Here is a 17791-nt window from a genome sequence, read left to right as displayed (position 1 = left end):
ATCCGCACAAACTGTATTGTGTTGTGCAGAAACATTGTATATTTGCCCTCGCAAAGAGGATCGAGTTCCTAGGTAGTAATACCTATCTTTGCTGCAAAGATAGTGCGAAACGCGCGATTTTTGCACCCAAAATAAATAGTATAAACCCTCTAATAGAGTAAGACAATGAACGAAATTGAAGCAAAAGTAATCGAACTCATCGTAGACAAACTTGGTGTAGATGCTAGTGAAGTAACCCGTGAGGCAAGTTTCGCCAACGACCTTGGTGCAGACTCTCTCGATACTGTAGAACTCATGATGGGCTTCGAAAAGGAATTCGATATGACGATCCCCGACGAAGAAGCTCAGACTATCAAGACTGTAGGCGACGCTATCAACTACATCGAAAGTCACAAGGCATAATCTCGCCATGGAGTTTAAGAGAGTTGTTGTCACGGGTCTTGGAGCACTTACCCCTGTGGGTAATAGTGTGTCTGAGACGTGGGAAAGTCTCCTCCAGGGGAAGAGCGGTGCCGGTCCTATCACCCTCTTCGATGCGTCTCAGTTTAAGACGCAGTTTGCCTGCGAAGTGAAGGGATTTAATCCCAACGATCACTTCGATCGCAAAGAAGCTCGCCGCTACGACCGCTACACACAGTTCGCTTTGGTTGCTGCCAAAGAGGCTCTCGAAGATTCTGGTCTCGACCTCGAGAAGACAGATCTTGAGCGTGTAGGGGTAATCATCTCAGCCGGTATCGGAGGTCTCGAGACCTTTGAGCAGGAGGTGATGGACTATAGCCCTGAGAAGGGACCGCGCTTCAATCCGTTTTTCATCCCCAAGATGATCTCGGATATTGCTGCGGGGCTTGTTTCTATTCAATACGGCTTTAATGGCCCCAACTACTCGGTAGCTTCGGCTTGTGCCTCGTCTACCAATGCTATCATCGATGCCGCTATCATGATTCGTCTTGGTAAGGCAGATGTAATGGTAGCCGGGGGTAGTGAAGCGGCTGTTACTGTTGCCGGTATTGGTGGATTCAACGCTATGAATGCCCTCTCTACGCGCAACGATAGCCCTGAGACAGCGAGCCGTCCCTTTAGTAAGAGCCGCGATGGCTTTGTACTAGGGGAGGGGAGTAGTATCTTGATCCTCGAAGAGCTAGAGCATGCTTTGGCTCGTGGAGCTAAGATCTATGCAGAGTTTGGCGGTTTTGGACTCTCTGCCGATGCGCATCACCTCACAGCGAGCCACCCCGAGGGGCTTGGCGCAAAGCTCGTGATGCAGCGCACGCTAGAGGATGCCAACCTCAAGCCCGGTGATGTAGATTACATCAACGTGCACGGAACGAGCACGCCCGTAGGAGATATTAGCGAAGTGAAGGCCATCACGGCTGTGTTTGGTGATGAAGCTAAAAAGCTCAACATCAGCTCTACAAAGTCGATGACCGGCCACCTCTTAGGAGCCACGGGAGCTCTCGAAGCCCTTGTTGCTGTGAAGTCGGTTTGCGAGGATGTTATTCCTCCCACGATCAACCATCAGCCGGACGACGAGGACCCGGAATTCCCTGCGCTCAACTATACATTCGACAAGCCTTGCCACCGCACCGTGCGTGCTGCCATGTCTAATACATTTGGCTTTGGTGGTCACAATGCTTGCGTTCTTTTCAAGAAATACGCTGGTAAATAACTTCCGATTTCTTACTAAAAAGAAGCGCACAATGTCGTAATATCACATTAGAGAGAGGGATACTCGGAGGCTTTGACCATCTTAGTTAGTGGCTCAAGTCCCTTAGGGTATCCCTCTTGTTTTGTGGTATTCCCATCTACTTTTCTCAGCATCAACCACACTCTCTACATCAACCTCCTAACAAGGAATACGTAGCCGATTTTCACTGTCTACACATGCTTTTTTCAGCCCTCCTCTCACGAATCCTTCCTCCACTGACGAAGAAGAAAAAGAGGCTTGAGCCGGATTGGAAGACGCTGGAGCAAATCCTAGGGTTTGCTATCCGCGACAAAGAATACTACCGGTTGGCTCTCATAGACCCTTCTACCACGGCTTCTGGTAATGGCGGTAAGCGTGCTGCTGGGCGGAGCAAAACAACCAATACCGACAACAACGATCGTCTAGAATTCCTAGGAGACAGCATTATTGGCGCCGTGGTTTCCGAGACTCTCTATCGCTCTTATCCCGATAGTCCTGTGGGGGCTTTGTCGGAGCAAAAGGCGAGGATTGTCTCTCGCAAAATAGGGGATACCATCGCCAAACGTATGGGCATAGACGGATTGATACAGCACTCGAATGAAAATTTCCTGGCAAAGGATGCTCCGGGGAATGCGCTCGAGGCCATTGTGGGCGCCATATATTTAGATCGAGGATTCGACTACGCCCATCAGTTTGTCAATCACAAAATGCTCGGGATTTATCGAGAAATCAGTGAGACGCAGCCCGATCTCGGGACCAATTTCAAGAATAAACTCATCGAGTGGGGTCTCAGGAATAAGTGCACGGTAGAGTTCCGTCTTATCGCTCACGCACCGGGGCCTCGCGGTTATTTCGTCTCACAAGTATTCTTAGACAATCAGCCTATGGGCCACAGCAAAGGCTCCACAAAAAAGGGTTCGGAGCAGGGAGCTGCCAAACTTGCCCTAGAGGCGATTGAGGCTGATGAGGACTTCCTAAAGTCTTTGCAACATAATGGTTTAAAGCAAGCGGGGGAGCTCTCTAATACCGATGCAGGCGCTTGTGGCTTGCAAAATGCGGATCCCCTCCGAGAGGCTATGCCTATATCCAAATAGAAAGTAACTTAATCTCTCTATATGCACCTACTTCAGGAGAAATTAGCACACTATACAGCCCCTCAGGAGGCACAAGCCAAGGGTATCTACCCTTACTTCCGAAAAATTGAGTCCGAGCAAGATACAGAGGTGATTATTGATGGCCGTCGTGTACTCATGTTTGGCTCTAATGCTTATCTGGGACTGACTAACCACCCCAAACTCAAAGAGGCTGCCATTGCAGCTACTGAGAAGTATGGAACGGGGTGTGCCGGCAGTCGTTTCCTAAACGGAACGCTCGACTCCCACCTCGAGTTGGAGCAGCGATTGGCTCAGTTTGTGGGCAAAGATGACGCCATTATCTTCTCTACGGGCTTCCAAGTAAACCTTGGCGTTGTATCTTGTCTCCTAGGCAGAGAAGACTATATAATCTGGGACGAATTGGATCACGCTTCCATCATTGAAGGGATGCGTCTCTCCTTTGCCAAGTCCCTTAAATTCCGCCATAACGATATGGCATCGCTCGAGCGTCGCCTAGCTCAGTGTGCCCCCGATAAGGTCAAGCTTATCGTTGTGGATGGTGTGTTTTCTATGGAGGGGGACGTATGTAATCTCCCCGAGATTGTAAAGCTCGCCGAGCGCTACAATGCTACCATAATGGTGGACGAGGCACATGGATTTGGGGTACTGGGGCAAAATGGTCGTGGGGTGTGCAACCACTACGGCCTCACCGATAAGGTAGATCTTATCATGGGTACATTCAGCAAGTCGTTCGCCTCGTTAGGCGGCTTTATTGCCGGAGATAAGATCCTGATCAACTACCTTCGCCACCACGCTCGTAGCTATATCTTTAGTGCTAGCTGCACACCTGCCTCTACGGCCGCCGCCGGAGCCGCTCTGGATATCATGTTGAGCGAACCCGAGCGTTTGGATCATCTTTGGGAGCTTACGAAGTATGCGCTTGATCGCTTCCGCGCTCTAGGCTTCGAGATTGGTAATACTTCTACCCCCATTATTCCTCTCTTTATCCGTAACAACGAAGCTACCTTCTGCATTACACGCGATGTTTTCGAAGAGGGCGTGTTCGTAAATCCTGTTGTTTCTCCGGCCGTAGCACCCGAGGATACCCTTATCCGCTTTAGCCTTATGGCTACGCATACCAAGGAGCAACTGGACTTTGCGATAGACAAACTCCATAAGGTCTTTGTAAAAAATGGGGTGTTACCTCACTAATATTCCGGCTAATTTCGTTTGATTTTCTGCCCTAAAATAGGCGCAAACATAGCTGAGATTTTTCCGGCTTTAGCCTAGGAATCAAAAAGATTTAGCGCACGAGTTGTTGAGATGCAGCTCGTGCGTTTTTTCATGCCTCGCCTCATCTTTTTTCGCCTCAACTTGAGTTTCTAGATAGAATAGATCGATTAGGAGAGTATTTATCAATACATTTGTAAGTCGTTGGCACAATACTTCTGTAGGAGTGTCAATGGGAAGACTTTCGCGAGAAAACTCTTAATACAAAATGATATGAAGAAAATTTACTCTTTGCATCCCCTGGGACGGATGTTCTTTTTCCTATTGGGGTGGCTATTGCCTCTCTCTCTTGCTGCCGATCCTGTGGAGATTGTAGTTGCGGAGGCAGGCTCTGGCTCTGCGCTTTTTGCCGCCCATGCCGAGGCTACCGACCTTGTTATCAAGGGTACAATTAACCAAATTGACCTCTTAGAGTTACATGCTCAATGTCGTATGGTGGAGCGTCTCGACCTTAGCGAAGCTACCATTGAGGCCTATTCGGATGAGGAGAGTTATGTGGATTATGCAGCCAACGAGCTCTCTGTTGCTCTCGCCAATAGCCCTGCCCTCAAAGAGCTAATTTTACCTAAAACACTCACCAGCATCGTGGCCAAGGCCTTGCAAAAGTGTCCTAATCTTACGGCTATAACCCTGCCCGGGGAGAGTATGGTAAAGGCAAAAAGTCTCTTTGTAGACAAAAAACAACTCGCCACCATCAAACTCTATGTTCCCGAGGCGTTGGTGGAGCAATACAAGCAATTACCTGCGGCTACGTGGGGCTTCTCCGAGATCCTACCCATCCGGCAAGCACCCCACCCGGAGCCAAAAGATCCCTACGAAGGGGTGGTGTTTGACAATGTCTACGGCCCCAACTACTTCCCCATCACAGAGGGGGAGGCGCCCAAAATCTTCTTCACCTACTACTTTACTAATGGCTCCGATAAGCAGATCGATGAGATCGAGTTTACCTATTGGTTTGACAATAATACAGCGGATAAAAAGACCATAACCCTCAAAGAGGTGCAGCTACTGCCGGGTAGCAATATGGACGACCTACAGCAGGCTTGCGTCTTTGTTGCCCCCAACGATACCGAGCTACATACCATCCATATAAAGCCTACCAAACTCAATGATACGGAGGTAGAGCTTGGTGAGCGAGCTCGCCCCTATCGTCGTTACTATGTAGATCATGGCTACATGCGTCAGCACCAATTGGAGCTCTTTATCGACCCCAAAGACCCCGCTAGTCTTGAGGGGTACAAACGTGCTCTTACGAGTATGATAACCCTCCTCGGTAAGACCAGAACGCCCGAGAAGATCACGCTTGTTACTATTACAGGAGACCTCTCAAGCGAGGGTGTTTTTACGCCTCAAGTCGCCTCGCTTAGCCCCGTGGCCCAAGCCTTCCGCATCAATCAATCTCCGCTTATGGTCTACGATCGTGATCTAATGACTGTCTATGGTACGTTGAATAATGCCGAGCAACTTCTCAATCTCTCGCTCTACACGCCTGCGGTGCGCATAGGTTCGCTAGAGGATATCTACAACTATATGTTCTCCAATTCGTTCCATAGAAAGGCCTTTAGTGACCTAGCTATTGGGATGAGCCGTGCCGCTTCGGGTGAGTTCACGGTAGAGCTTACGGGTAAGCTGAGCGTGGATGAGAAGAGTACAAGCGACCTCCGAGCTATGGTCTATCTGGTAGAGAATAGCACATTGCCCACTTTCGATCCTGAGACAGAGGCCGTGTCCGTAGCCGAAAATACCATCTACAATAGGGTGCAACAGGTGCTTAGTGCCGCCGAGGGTACTCCGCTAGAGATCAAAGAAGATGGCTCTTTTGCTCTCCGCCTCCCCACCTTCAAAATGGAAGACTATGCTGCGGATAAGTATAGACTTACGGCTGCTGTATTCCGCCAAGGTACTGCCGAGCAACCCTACCTTACCTATACCTTGCAATCCGCATCTACCCCAATTAACGACGCCTTGCTCACCGGGTGTGCTCCGGTAGTGGCACCTTCTCTTCCCGCTCTCGGTCGCGCCGCCGGCTATCTCTATACCCAATCAATGGAGTGGAATATCGCCCATATCTATACGCTCGAGGGGGTAGAGTATGCCAATGGCTCCCTTGCTCAGGGCGCTTATGTGGTCGTATTGCAACACACCTCGGGGGCGCTCCGCTCTGTAAAGTATATACTCTAAGTCTCAACTATAAGTCGATGAATAAGATTCGTATCGCCCTCCTTGTGGGGGCTTCTCTCCTCCTCGCTGTTCTTACGGGAGGGGCCCAAGAGATCAGGCTCTCCACAGTCGCTGCCAAGGGGACGCCTATTAGCTTTAACCTTGCAGCGGCCCAAGAGGGAACCCCGGCAAGCATTGACTGGGGTGATGGTGTCTTTGTAGAGTATGTTATCGGCCCTACATTTAGCGAACCCTCGGGGGAGGTTAAGGGGGAGGATATTGTGATTAAGGGCGATGTGCGTCGCTTCAATTGCACCTCTTCTAAGCTAAAAATGCTGGATGTGAGTAACTGTCCCCGCCTCGAAGTGTTGATGGCTGCTCTCAATTATCTGAGTGAGATTGACCTGAGCCGGAATACAGAACTTGCCAATATCGAGCTCTTCAGCAACAACCTCAAGAGCCTGGATGTAAAGGCTTGTAGCAAGTTGCAACGCTTGGTTGTTTCGGGTAATTTCTTGAGCGAGTTGGACGTAACTCACTGCCCTGAGCTGGCCTATTTAGACTGTGCTCGTATGGGACGCCTGGAGCGGTTAGACCTAGCCCGCTGCCCAAAACTGACCCACCTCGTTGCAAGTGACTGCAGACTCATGGCGCTAGTGCTAAGTGAACAAGCTCCCCTCGAAGAGCTATTGATAGCAGATAATCGCCTCTCGGAGCTTAATTTGGCCCCCTACAATCAGCTCAAAATAGCCAATTGCTCCGGCAATAAAGAGATTAAAGAGCTCACCCTCAATGCGCCCGAGTTGACCCAATTGCTCGCTATGAATACGGCTATCTCTCAACTCGATTTGACCCATTGTCCGAAGCTATCTTACCTCATGGTGACGGGGGCAAGCAACCTCTCGAAGCTACTGCTGCCTACTCCTTGCTTGCTCACAGACTTAGGGCTGAGCTCGTGCAATTTTGATCAATTTGACTTCGGAGCAATGGCTTCCCTTAGCCAGCTCTGGTGCAATAGCAACAGCCGCCTCTCTCACCTTGATGTGAGTAAATGCCCCGAGCTGACTCGCCTGGAGGCAAAGAAATGCGCCTTAGAGAGCCTAACGTTGCACCCCTCGCCCTCAAAACTTGCCTTCCTACAAGTGCCCTACAATAAGCTGACCGCCCTCTCCCTCAAGGGCATGGCGCAGCTCGAAACGCTTGACCTCGGAAGCAATCAATTGAGCGAGATAGACCTCTCGGAGTGCCCACAACTCAAGTTGCTCAACCTGCGCAATAATCAAATTCATTCGCTAGATCTCTCGCGCACTTCTAAGCTTACGATGTTGGGCATCCCAGAGAATAAGATGACAAGTCAAGAGCTTAATGCCATCTACAGGCAGCTGCCGATGCTCGATGAGAAGCCTACAAAGGTCAATCTTATCAATGGGCTGAAAGGCGATTTTTCCGCCCAATGCAGTAGTACCGATATAGCAGAAGGGCTTAACTGGACACCCCAAATCAAGGGGGATGGATCGGGTGCTGATATAGATGCTTTGCTAGAGCCCGAAGGGGCTAAGGCCGTACGCTTTGTCGTGAGCGATGGCCAACTAGCGATACAAGGGCAGGCGCTGCAAGGCGTGGTGCAGCTCTATGCTTTCGATGGCTCCCTCCTATATACTGCGTCTGTGGAGGGTAGTAAAGTAGTACTCTCTCGCCCTGCCCAGGGTACCTATCTTGCGGTTTATACCGATGCTGTATCGGGGCATAGGCATCTCGAAAAACTCTATTTCTAAGGAGGTGAAGGGCTACTGATTCGGTACAACGTCGCCCCAAAAAGAGAGCGGAGCAATCCTAATAAAGCTAGGGTTGCTCCGCTTGTTTTTTATTCGAAGAACTCGTCGTTGGAGTCGTGGTGTACGCCGCCTTGGGATAAGCGATAGGCGTTGAAGGCTTTGAGCAGCCCCTCCACCTCGTTTAGAGAGATGCGCAGTTGCTCTATTACCTTGCGCTTGTTTTCCTCTTTATTGGGGTTTTGGAGGTAATGTTTTACGCCATCGCTGGTAAACTTTCTCTCGCGGATGAGGAAATGAATCAGCCGCAAGGTCTCTATGTTTTGCGGCGTGTAGCGTCGGTGTCCGCCCCGGCTTCTTTCGATGGAGAGCCCGAAGGTATCTTCCCAATAGTAGAGGGTGTGCACGTCCTCCCCGATAAGTTCGCAAACTTCGTGGGGGGAGTAAAATAGCTTCTCGGGTGTTGTTTTCTTCTTTAGGGGCATAGGGGTTGTAGTTTTTCTCGTAGATATTGCCCTGTAATAGACTGAGGCGAAGCTGCCACCTCCTCCGGAGTGCCGCAAGCCATGAGTAATCCTCCTTTTGCTCCCCCCTCAGGGCCGAGGTCTATAACGTAGTCGGCACACTTGATAATCTCCAGATTATGCTCAATAATGAGTACGGAATGCCCTTTCTCTATAAGGGCTTGCAGGGAGTGGAGTAGGCGGGAGATATCGTGGAAGTGTAGCCCTGTAGTGGGTTCGTCGAAGATGAAGAGTGTGGGCTCTACGGTGCGTTGAGCCAGGTAGTAAGCGAGCTTTAGACGCTGGTTTTCTCCCCCCGATAGAGTAGAGCAACTCTGCCCCATTTGCACATACCCGAGGCCTACCTCTTCGAGCACTTTGAGGCGAGAGACAATGGCTTTGGTGTACTCTTCTTCGGGGTATTGTTGGAAGAAAGCGACGGCTTCGGATATGCTCATCGTGAGGAGATCACTGATGTTGACCCCATGGTATTCCACGTCCAAAATCTCACGTTTGAAGCGTTTCCCTCCACAGGCATCGCAGGTGAGGATCAGGTCTGCCATAAACTGCATTTCCACCGCAATCGTGCCCTCGCCCTTACACTCTTCGCAACGGCCTCCGTTCTTATTGTTGAAGCTGAAGAAGGAGGGTTTGTAGCCCATTTGGCGAGAGAGGGGCAGGCGGCTATACAGTTCGCGGATCGAGTCAAAAGCTCCGATGAAGGTCGCAGGGTTGCTTCGCGCATTGCGCCCTGCCATATTCTGATCTACGTATTCTACGGCTTTCAATCTCTTGAGATCGCCCGAGAGAGAGCCCGGTTCGTGTGTGTCGAAGTAGTGCCGGAGATCTTCGTAGAGCACGTCTCGTACCAGGGTGCTCTTGCCCGAGCCACTAATGCCGGTTACCACGGCCAAGACCCCGAGAGGGAGGTCGAGGGTTAGGTTTTGCAGATTGTTTTTCTGAGCGTTGTGTATGGTGATATGGTGTTTGTAGGCGCGACGTGTTGCGGGGATGGGGATAGAAAGCCGTCCGGATAAATAGCCGGCAGTGTACCCCGGAGTCTCCCGGGTTATGGTTTTTGGGGAGCCTACATAGATCACTTCTCCCCCATGAATGCCTGCATCGGGCCCGATGTCTACGAGTGTATCTGCTGCACAAATCATCTTCTCGTCATGCTCCACCACCACAATGGTATTGCCGGCATCACGCAGGCGCTCTACCACCCCGATGAGTCGCTCCGTATCGCGCTCGTGTAGTCCTATGCTAGGCTCGTCGAGTACGTACATAGCTCCGTAGAGGTTGCTCCCTAGCCGAGTGGAGAGGGTGATACGTTGGCTTTCGCCCCCCGAGAGTGTATTGGAGAGACGATCTAAAGTGAGGTACTCTACCCCCACGTCGCAGAGTACCTGTAGTCGGCTTCGAATCTCGTAAAGGAGTCGCTCTGCGGCTTTGGCTTCGGCTTCGGGTAGTGCGATTCCCTCAAAGAAGTTACGGGCGTCGAGGATAGAGAGTTGGGTGATTTGGTCGATTGTTTTCCCCTCAAATTGTACATATAATGCCTCGGGGCGTAGTCGCCTCCCTCCGCACGAAGGGCAGGTCGTTCGGCCCCTGAAGTGGGCAAGTCGTACCCTATTTTGTACCTTGTAGAGCTCCTTCTCCAGCATTTTGAAGTAGCTGTCGATCCCTACATATTCTTGGTACTGCTCGTGGTAGAATCCTCGCCACACCAGCCTCTGTTGCTCGTCGGTAAGATCTTTATAAGGCGTGTGGATGGGGAAGTCTTCCTTACTGGCAAGAGCCATAAACTCCTTTTTCCAGAGGGAGGATTGGGGCCCGATCCAGCAGGCAACGGCGTCTTCGTAGATGGAGAGTGAGGGATTGGGGATAATCAAGTTGGGCGATAAGCCGAGGATTTTTCCGTACCCTTCGCATTCGGGGCAGGCTCCTGTGGCGCTGTTAAAGTCGAAGAGGTCGGGGCTGGGCTCGGCAAAGGTGATTCCGTCTGCCTCTAGTCGGTTGCTAAAGTCTAGTTTGACGGGATTCTCTCCCTCCGCAACGATGCTACAAGCTCCGTGCCCTTCGTAAAAGGCAATTTCCACCGAGTCGGCAAGTCGGGTCTCGAAGGCTCCATCGGCATGTCGCACCGACATTCGATCCACTACGAGGTAGAGAGCCTCTTCTTGCTCGCCAGGAGAGAAGTCTCCTAGGCGCATCACGCCCCCCTTTTCGCTCCAAACTCGGCTGAATCCGGAGCTCTGATAGATTTGGAGTCGGCTCGTAAGAGCCGCGCCACGCTCGGCTAGAGGAGCCACTATATAGATGCGAGTCCCCTCCGGGAGGGTGCCCACCGCTTTTACTACATCGTGGGAAGTGTGTTTTTTGACTTCGGCGCCGGAGATGGGAGAAATGGTCTTACCAAAGCGAGCAAAAAGCATCTTCAGATAGTCGTAGATCTCCGTACTTGTTCCCACCGTACTACGGGGGTTACGGCTGATTACGCGCTGTTGTATAGCCACGGCTGGCGGTATGTAGCGGATAAAGTCGCAGTCGGGCTTGGGCATTCTGTCTAGGAATTGACGTGCATAGCTCGATAGACTCTCCACATATCTTCGCTGCCCCTCGGCGTAGAGGGTGTCGAAGGCCAGAGAGCTTTTCCCCGATCCACTAACTCCCGATATAACGGTGAGTTTCCCTCTAGGTATGGAGAGATCAATGTTCTTTAGGTTATTGACACGATTCCCACGAATCTCTATATAGCCTTGGTCGTGCTTGATTGTTTCGTTCATAGAGGGAGAGGTTAGTGACGGTGTAGGCAGGCCAATACAATAGCGGTAGCGGCAGCTACGTTGAGGCTTTCTACCTGTTTGCCGTCTGGAGAAGAGGAGGGGATAGTAAGACGTTGAGTTACATATTGAGCAACCGTGGGGGAGATGCCTTGCCCTTCGTTGCCCATAATTAAAAGATAAGGGGAGGAGAAGAGGGGCGTGCTGTGGTGTGCGAGAATATCTTCGCCCTCTAAGAATGTCCCCCAAATAGCAACGCCATCCCTATGGGCTTGCCCGAGTAGAGAGTGGATGTCGGTTACCGGCGTTACCTTGACCCGTGCCAAGGCGCCCATCGTTGCCTGTACCACCTTAGGCGAAAAGGGGTCTGCTGTACCCTCTGTAGTAAATACAGATCGGCAGCCAAACCAATCGGCCGTGCGTAGGATGGAGCCTACATTGCCGGGGTCTTGTACGTTGTCGAGCAAAAGACTCGGAGCGGTAATGGTAGAAGCCGAGGGGGGAATCGGGAGCTCCAGCAAGGCAATCACGGGGCGCGGAGTACGCAGTGTGCTGAGGGAACTAAAGTCGTATTCCTCAGGCAATAGCACCACACGTTGGATCTGACCCAAGCCCTCCACAAGAGGGAGGAATGAGGCGGTAGTAACCAGCAATCGGCAAGGAAAGGTAGCAAGGAGCTCCCCTATAAGTTTGGGACCCTCCGCCACAAAAAGCCCCTCCGCACGGCGCACTTTGGCTTGCTGGAGGGCTACAATGAGTTTTTTCTCACGCTGTGAGAGTGTATTGCTAGAGGTCGTGAACATATTCTATCTCCTTAAAGGCGAAGTGCTTGAGCCCATCCTCTGCCATCATTACAAGGAGCCCATTGGGTTGAACATCGCGTATTATTCCTACGAACTCCCGTCCGTCTTGGGTATTGCGGAAGGTGGCTTTTTCGTCGCGTTTGTAGAGTCTCTCGAGGTAGTCGAGGTGATACATGTTGAGCGTTGGGGTGAGCGTGGCAATCTCCCCGAGGCGTTGCTCCATCGATTGGTAGAGGAGGGAGCGTACGAGAGAGAGGTCTAGCTCTTTCCCAACTATCTGATAAAGGGATATAGGGTTGGGGAGGTCGGAGGGGAATGTACGCTCATTGACATTAAGCCCTACCCCTACGATGCTATAATTGATGCGCATTTCTGAAAATGAATGCCCTACTAATATGCCTGCGAGTTTGCGCTCTCCGTAGTAAATATCATTGGGCCACTTGATGCGTAATAGCTCCGGAGAGGGCACGAGTGGGGCTGCAGCCTCCCAAACGGCGAGTGCTGTAAGCTCCGAGACGGCCCAAGCCATGGGGGCATAGAAGTGAGGAAAGCGAACGAGAAAGGAGGGTAAAAGATTTTCCCCCTCCGAGGAGTACCATGAGTTCCCCTGCTGACCGCGCCCTGCCGATTGGTAGGGCACCTCTAGCACATAGGCGTTCGGGTCTTGAGGGTGTTGTGCAGCCCAATCGTAGAGGTAGGTGTAGGTGCTCTCTACGGGTGAGGTGGGGGATAGTACGCTAAAGCTGAGGGTGGGCATAATCTGCGAGGGAATCCGGTAGGGTAAGTGTGCAGCGAAGTCTCTTGGGTAGCCCTTGTACTACAAGATAGTAGCTGTGTAGGAGCATCTTTTCTACTCGCTCCCAAGAGAGTGTCCCCCCTAAAATAACACTATTCCAATGCTTTTTATTCATGTGAAATGCAGGCTCTACCTCCTCAAATCGGAGCCGCCACTCTTCGGCAAGATCGGGGTCGCACTTGACCATCATTTGGGGATCTTTCTCTAGGGGAATAAGGGCAAACATCTTTCCGCCTACCTTAAAAACGAGCGTTGTCTCGTCAAACGGGAAGCATTCTTCCACCCCCGGAAGAGCTAAACATAGCTCCTGTATTTGGATAATATCTGCCATCTTGCTAATTTTGCTACCTGTGTGGAGTTCACTAACTGCACTCACAAAGATAATGGAAAAACTACTTTTTGCTACGAATAATACGCACAAGCTCGCAGAGGTGCGCCAAATCTTGCAAGAGCGATGCACTCTAATCAGTCTGGCAGAGGCCGGAGTGCAAAGCAATCCCGCAGAAGATGCCCCTACCCTTGAGGGGAATGCCCTCATAAAGGTGCGCGATGCCCATCGCCTTTCTCTGCTCCCTACGATTGCCGATGATACGGGGCTCGAAGTCGATTGCTTGGGAGGCGCTCCGGGGGTACACTCCGCACGATATGCCGGTGAGGCGCACAACGATGCTGCCAATCGGCAAAAGTTGGTGGCAGATCTTCGTGCTTTCGATCCGCCTTACAAAGCTCGTTTTCGTACCGTGGTTGCCTATATCGATGCCACCGGTGATGAGCATCTTTTTGAGGGAAGCGTGGAGGGAACGATCATACTAGAAGAACGTGGAGAGGCGGGCTTCGGGTACGATGCTCTTTTTGTGCCGGAAGGCGAGGAGAGAACCTTTGCCCAAATGTCGGAGCTTGAGAAGAATGCCATGAGCCACCGAGCTCGCGCCATCGCCGCCTTTAGTCAATACCTTAAACAACATCCCCTATGAAGCCGCTACTTCGCTTTGCCCTAGCTTTGGGCGTTTGGGTTATGTCGCTACTCCCTCTTGTCGCTCAGGAGGCTATTTGGAAGCCGATCCTTGCCATGAACGACTATGAGCAAGTAGAGGATACTCCGACCCATATTTACCTTGTTGCCAACGGAAGTCTTTTCGGGATCGAGAAGAAACGCCCCGACCATGTACACCTCTATGGTCATGCCGATGGGCTGACCGATAATCGGATCTCTAGGATCTATTACGAGGCTTCGGCGCAGCAATTATTCATATACTATCTATCCGGTAAAATGGATGTGCTCTCCCCCCAAGGGGTTGTGAGCAATACGGCCTTGTATGACAATTACCGATTGGCAGACAAAAAGCTCCACCGCCTTGTGCCCGATGAGGGCAAGGTATATCTGGCCGGGGGCTTTGGTATCTCCAGAGTATCGCTAGAGCGTGCCCATATCGAGGCCACCTACTTTTTGGGCTCTGAGGTGCGAGATGTTGCCCGGTTGGGGAGCGTTCTTTACGCTTTGCGTCCCGATGGCTTGCTATTCCGAGGCGATGAGGCGCGTAATTTGCAAGACCCCTCTGAGTGGACGCGGGTCACTCTCCCCAACGATACATCTCAATTAGTGCAGATTGCACCCTACAAAGGCGATTTGTTGCTGTTACGCAAAGGTGGCGCTCTCTACCGCCTCCCAAAAGGAGAGGGGACGCCCACTCTTTTCTATTCGGGGATTGAGAATCTTCTTAGAGAGCACAAAACCACGTTGCTACAAGGTAAAAAGAACCTGATTCTTCTCGACGAAGAGCAGGCGCCTCGCCCGCTTTCTTTTCGGCCAGACCTCGTAGACTTGGGAGCCGGAGGCCTTCCCTCGGAGCTTTGGCTTGCCACTTCGTACAGTATAGAGCGCCTCACCCTCTCGGGCTCTGAGGAGAGTGGCGAAGAGTGGAAGCCTCAATACGATAGTCCTTGGGACAATAATTATTTCTACACCCTGCTATCCGGAACCCGTTTTTACGCCGTCTCCGGCGGAAGAGGGGGCGACCGTAGCTATATCCGGGGGTGCATCAAGATACAAGATGGGGCACTCCCCTGGGCCAAGATTACGAGTAAGGAGGTGCAGTGGCGAGTAGAACCTCAGTTCTACGACGTGGTTTCCTTGGCCGTAGACCCTCTCGATCCGAAGCACTTTTTCGCCTCTACTTGGGGCGAAGGCTTGCTAGAGTTTCGCAATGATGAGCTGGTACAGCAATATTCGTTGGACAATAGTCCCCTCTCAAGTGCTATCCCCAATAGGCCCTACAGCAATAGTTTTGTGCGTGTGGGGAGCTTGTCTTTCGACTCGAAAGGGGGGCTTTGGATGTTCCAAGGCTCTGTGGGCAAAAATATTCTCTACCTCGATGCCAAGGGCAATTGGTATAAATTCGAAGAGATGAGTGTGCGTCAGGTAAACGCCTTTGGCCCCTCTTTGGTACTCCCCGGGGATATCGTTTGGAGCACAATTGAGGATGCCGACAAGACGGGTGTGGTAATTGTGGATATCAATGGCACTCCCGATAATACGTCCGATGACGTGATTCGCAATATCTCGCAGTTTGTCGACCGCTCGGGTAGGAGCATTGCCACGCGCACTTTTTACTGTATGGCACTCGACAGAGAGGGCGTGCTTTGGTTGGGATCAGACAAGGGCCCCATCATCGTAAACGCTCCCACTCGTGTGCATAAGGCTTCTTCTCCCATGGCTTCTCGCCCCGTAGGTGGGGTAGAGCCTAACCTATATTACGTCCTCGACAACGTGCGCATCAATGCCCTAGCCGTGGATCGGCTCAACAATAAATGGGTGGGAACCGCAAGCGATGGGCTCTATTTGCTCAGTAGCGATGGTACCCAAATACTGGCACACTATCGTGCCGAGGATAGTCCTCTCTTGAGCAATAGTATAAATACCCTCTCGCTCGACAATACTACGGGGTTGCTCTACATTGGTACTTCTGAGGGGCTAATTACCCTGCAAACCGGCAACTTCGATACAACGAAAGAGTCCTTGAGCTCTATTCATGTCTACCCCAATCCTCTCCGCCCCGAAGACCCGGACTTGGTTACCATTACGGGCCTTAATACCGGTATGGAGCTACGTATTACCAATGCTCAGGGGGGCTTGGTGCATAGCGATGTTGCCACGGGGAGTGAATATCCGCTTACCGTACGCTCCTCGAGTGGGGAGCGCTATGCCCCGGGTGTCTACTCCGTACTTATCAGCGACCCTAAGAGCCATAAGGCTACGGTTGTGCGCTTTGCCGTTTTGTAAATAAATAATCCAAATAGAGTAATAGAACAATGAAAAAAAATCTACTCACCTCGCTATCGCTGGCGTTAGCTTTCACGCTTTCTCTACCGGTTGCAGCTCAAGTGGGCAAGGGCGGTCTTACCGAGCAAGATCTCGCTACTATCCGCTCGGGGTTCGATCAAAGCCCTGCCAATCGAGCCCTCCTTAACGCAATCCAAGCCAATGGAATGGTGCTTACCAGTGCCGCTCCTAAGGACTATCCCACAGGGGAATTCTCTCATAGAGTAGCGAGCCGAGGTATCGCCGACCAAAAGCAGAGCGGACGTTGCTGGCTCTTTACCGGTCTGAATGTGCTCCGTGCCGAGCTAATGCAAAAGAATAATGCGGGTGAGTTCTTCTTCTCGCATAACTATTCTTTCTTTTGGGATCAGCTAGAGAAGTCCAATCTCTTTCTCCAAAGTATTATCGATACTCGTAAGAAACCCATCGACGATCGTACGGTGGCTTGGCTCTTCCACAACCCCATCGGCGACGGAGGTCAGTTCACGGGCGTTTCGGATAACCTTACTAAGTATGGTGTGGTGCCGAGCGAAGTTATGCCCGAGACAACCAACAGCAATAATACAAGCCGTCTCTCTTCTCTTATCGCTAAGGTATTGCGCCAAGGGGGGATTCGCCTTCGCCAGGCTGCTGAGAAGGGGGCCAGTGAAAAGCAACTAGAACAGCAAAAACTAACCGTTCTCAAGAGTGTGTATCGTCTCTTGGTACTCAATTTGGGAGAGCCCCCTACGAAGTTTACCTATACGCTCCGCGATGCTCAAGGCAAGGCTATCAGTACAAAAGAGTACACCCCTAAGAGCTTCTATCAAGAGTTTATAGGGCGCGATCTCCGCAACGAGTATGTGATGATTATGAACGACCCCTCGCGTCCCTACTACAAAACCTACCAGATTGAGTACGATCGCCACATGTATGACGGTAAGAACTGGACGTACGTAAATGTGCCCATCGAAGAGCTAAAAACAATGGCGATTGCCTCTATAAAGGACAGCACAATGCTCTATTATTCTTGCGATGTGGGCAAGGAACTCGATAGCAAGCGTGGGGTACTAAGCCTCGGTTACAACGACTACGAAGCGATCCTCGGTTACCCCATTGATATGACCAAAAAGGAGCGTATCGAGACCGGCGATAGTGGTTCGACCCACGCCATGACTCTCGTTGCCGTGGATCTGAATGCAGCGGGCAAACCTACCAAATGGATGGTGGAAAATAGTTGGGGAGCTACCTCGGGGCACCAAGGTCACCTCATCATGACGGACGAGTGGTTTGATGCCTATACTTTCCGTATCGTAGTGGATAAGAAATACCTTACGGATAAAGTGCGCGCTGTGATGAACGACAAGCCTACCATGCTTCCCCCCTGGGATCCTATGTTCCGTGCCGAAGAGTAATACTTCGCACTGAGTACGAAGCAATCGAATGCTGCTATCTTTCTCTTTGGGTAGAAAGGTGGCAGCATTTTTCTTTTGCCTTGGGAGGGGGTTCCCTTTCTGCCCAGAAAAGGACAGAAAACTAGCCGGAAACGCCTCGCTATATTGCCTGATCTTTGAGGAAATCTAGCCCAAGAAATATTTTCTTTTAGGC

Annotated in this window: 14 protein-coding genes; 9 read left to right on the top strand and 5 right to left on the bottom strand. The window is 51.3% G+C overall.

Going from position 1 to position 17791, the window contains the following annotated elements; all coding sequences use genetic code 11:
• Positions 1-165 precede the first annotated feature (165 nt).
• From Q0090_RS05710 to Q0090_RS05685, 6 genes are all read left to right on the top strand, one after another.
• On the top strand, positions 166-402 hold the full coding sequence (locus tag Q0090_RS05710; RefSeq protein ID WP_004332124.1) for an acyl carrier protein: 237 nt from the start codon (positions 166-168) through the stop codon (positions 400-402).
• Positions 403-409: 7 nt separating this feature from the next.
• On the top strand, positions 410-1666 hold the full coding sequence (fabF, locus tag Q0090_RS05705) for a beta-ketoacyl-ACP synthase II (RefSeq protein WP_297948542.1): 1257 nt from the start codon (positions 410-412) through the stop codon (positions 1664-1666).
• Between the two features lie 215 nt (positions 1667-1881).
• Positions 1882-2778: a ribonuclease III domain-containing protein gene (locus Q0090_RS05700; RefSeq protein ID WP_297948541.1), complete on the top strand. Its 897-nt coding sequence runs from the start codon at positions 1882-1884 to the stop codon at positions 2776-2778.
• Between the two features lie 21 nt (positions 2779-2799).
• Positions 2800-3990: an aminotransferase class I/II-fold pyridoxal phosphate-dependent enzyme gene (locus Q0090_RS05695; RefSeq protein ID WP_297948538.1), complete on the top strand. Its 1191-nt coding sequence runs from the start codon at positions 2800-2802 to the stop codon at positions 3988-3990.
• A gap of 291 nt (positions 3991-4281) precedes the next feature.
• Entirely contained in the window at positions 4282-6249 is a 1968-nt protein-coding gene (locus tag Q0090_RS05690; protein ID WP_297948535.1) for a hypothetical protein, read from the top strand.
• Between the two features lie 17 nt (positions 6250-6266).
• On the top strand, positions 6267-8003 hold the full coding sequence (locus tag Q0090_RS05685; RefSeq protein WP_297948532.1) for a leucine-rich repeat domain-containing protein: 1737 nt from the start codon (positions 6267-6269) through the stop codon (positions 8001-8003).
• 89 nt (positions 8004-8092) lie between these two features.
• On the opposite strand, the gene Q0090_RS05680 is transcribed toward Q0090_RS05685, so the two are convergent.
• From Q0090_RS05680 to Q0090_RS05660, 5 genes are read right to left on the bottom strand one after another with little or no spacing between them, the layout of a single operon-like run.
• Positions 8093-8485, bottom strand: coding sequence for a helix-turn-helix domain-containing protein (locus Q0090_RS05680; protein WP_297948529.1), 393 nt, complete (start codon positions 8483-8485; stop codon positions 8093-8095).
• Positions 8476-11289 carry an excinuclease ABC subunit UvrA gene (gene uvrA, locus Q0090_RS05675; RefSeq protein WP_297948526.1) on the bottom strand — a complete coding sequence of 938 codons (2814 nt, stop codon included), beginning with the start codon at positions 11287-11289 and terminating at the stop codon, positions 8476-8478. Before uvrA ends, Q0090_RS05680 begins: the two co-directional genes overlap by 10 nt.
• A gap of 11 nt (positions 11290-11300) precedes the next feature.
• Positions 11301-12089: an RNA methyltransferase gene (locus Q0090_RS05670; RefSeq protein WP_297948523.1), complete on the bottom strand. Its 789-nt coding sequence runs from the start codon at positions 12087-12089 to the stop codon at positions 11301-11303.
• Positions 12073-12846, bottom strand: coding sequence for a biotin--[acetyl-CoA-carboxylase] ligase (locus tag Q0090_RS05665; protein WP_297948521.1), 774 nt, complete (start codon positions 12844-12846; stop codon positions 12073-12075). Before Q0090_RS05665 ends, Q0090_RS05670 begins: the two co-directional genes overlap by 17 nt.
• Complete coding sequence (locus Q0090_RS05660; protein WP_297948516.1) at positions 12827-13216, bottom strand: MmcQ/YjbR family DNA-binding protein; 390 nt, start codon at positions 13214-13216, stop codon at positions 12827-12829. The genes Q0090_RS05665 and Q0090_RS05660 overlap by 20 nt, the downstream gene beginning before the upstream one ends.
• Positions 13217-13268: 52 nt before the next feature.
• Here Q0090_RS05660 and rdgB point away from each other — a divergent pair, with 52 nt between their 5' ends.
• The 3 genes from rdgB to Q0090_RS05645 are packed head-to-tail and all read left to right on the top strand — an operon-like array spanning position 13269 to position 17598.
• The gene (gene rdgB, locus Q0090_RS05655; RefSeq protein ID WP_297948513.1) at positions 13269-13859 is read left to right on the top strand and encodes an RdgB/HAM1 family non-canonical purine NTP pyrophosphatase; all 591 of its coding nucleotides are present in this window, start codon (positions 13269-13271) and stop codon (positions 13857-13859) included.
• Entirely contained in the window at positions 13856-16165 is a 2310-nt protein-coding gene (locus Q0090_RS05650; RefSeq protein WP_297948506.1) for a hypothetical protein, read from the top strand. The genes rdgB and Q0090_RS05650 overlap by 4 nt, the downstream gene beginning before the upstream one ends.
• Before the next feature lie 29 nt (positions 16166-16194).
• The gene (locus Q0090_RS05645; RefSeq protein ID WP_297948500.1) at positions 16195-17598 is read left to right on the top strand and encodes a C1 family peptidase; all 1404 of its coding nucleotides are present in this window, start codon (positions 16195-16197) and stop codon (positions 17596-17598) included.
• The last annotated feature ends 193 nt before the right edge of the window (positions 17599-17791 follow it).

It is taken from the genome of uncultured Porphyromonas sp. (assembly GCF_938023125.1).
GTDB lineage: Bacteria > Bacteroidota > Bacteroidia > Bacteroidales > Porphyromonadaceae > Porphyromonas.
This window is presented reverse-complemented; position numbering and strand designations above follow the sequence as displayed.

Excerpts from the sequence above, each read along its gene's own strand:
- Q0090_RS05690 (WP_297948535.1), top strand. The coding sequence starts at position 4,282 with ATGAAGAAAATTTACTCTTTGCATCCCCTGGGACGGATGTTCTTTTTC.
- Q0090_RS05695 (WP_297948538.1), top strand. The coding sequence starts at position 2,800 with ATGCACCTACTTCAGGAGAAATTAGCACACTATACAGCCCCTCAGGAG.
- fabF (WP_297948542.1), top strand. The coding sequence starts at position 410 with ATGGAGTTTAAGAGAGTTGTTGTCACGGGTCTTGGAGCACTTACCCCT.
- Q0090_RS05645 (WP_297948500.1), top strand. The coding sequence starts at position 16,195 with ATGAAAAAAAATCTACTCACCTCGCTATCGCTGGCGTTAGCTTTCACG.
- Q0090_RS05700 (WP_297948541.1), top strand. The coding sequence starts at position 1,882 with ATGCTTTTTTCAGCCCTCCTCTCACGAATCCTTCCTCCACTGACGAAG.
- uvrA (WP_297948526.1), bottom strand. The coding sequence starts at position 11,289 with ATGAACGAAACAATCAAGCACGACCAAGGCTATATAGAGATTCGTGGG.
- rdgB (WP_297948513.1), top strand. The coding sequence starts at position 13,269 with ATGGAAAAACTACTTTTTGCTACGAATAATACGCACAAGCTCGCAGAG.
- Q0090_RS05680 (WP_297948529.1), bottom strand. The coding sequence starts at position 8,485 with ATGCCCCTAAAGAAGAAAACAACACCCGAGAAGCTATTTTACTCCCCC.
- Q0090_RS05665 (WP_297948521.1), bottom strand. The coding sequence starts at position 12,846 with ATGCCCACCCTCAGCTTTAGCGTACTATCCCCCACCTCACCCGTAGAG.
- Q0090_RS05710 (WP_004332124.1), top strand. The coding sequence starts at position 166 with ATGAACGAAATTGAAGCAAAAGTAATCGAACTCATCGTAGACAAACTT.
- Q0090_RS05670 (WP_297948523.1), bottom strand. The coding sequence starts at position 12,089 with ATGTTCACGACCTCTAGCAATACACTCTCACAGCGTGAGAAAAAACTC.
- Q0090_RS05685 (WP_297948532.1), top strand. The coding sequence starts at position 6,267 with ATGAATAAGATTCGTATCGCCCTCCTTGTGGGGGCTTCTCTCCTCCTC.
- Q0090_RS05660 (WP_297948516.1), bottom strand. The coding sequence starts at position 13,216 with ATGGCAGATATTATCCAAATACAGGAGCTATGTTTAGCTCTTCCGGGG.
- Q0090_RS05650 (WP_297948506.1), top strand. The coding sequence starts at position 13,856 with ATGAAGCCGCTACTTCGCTTTGCCCTAGCTTTGGGCGTTTGGGTTATG.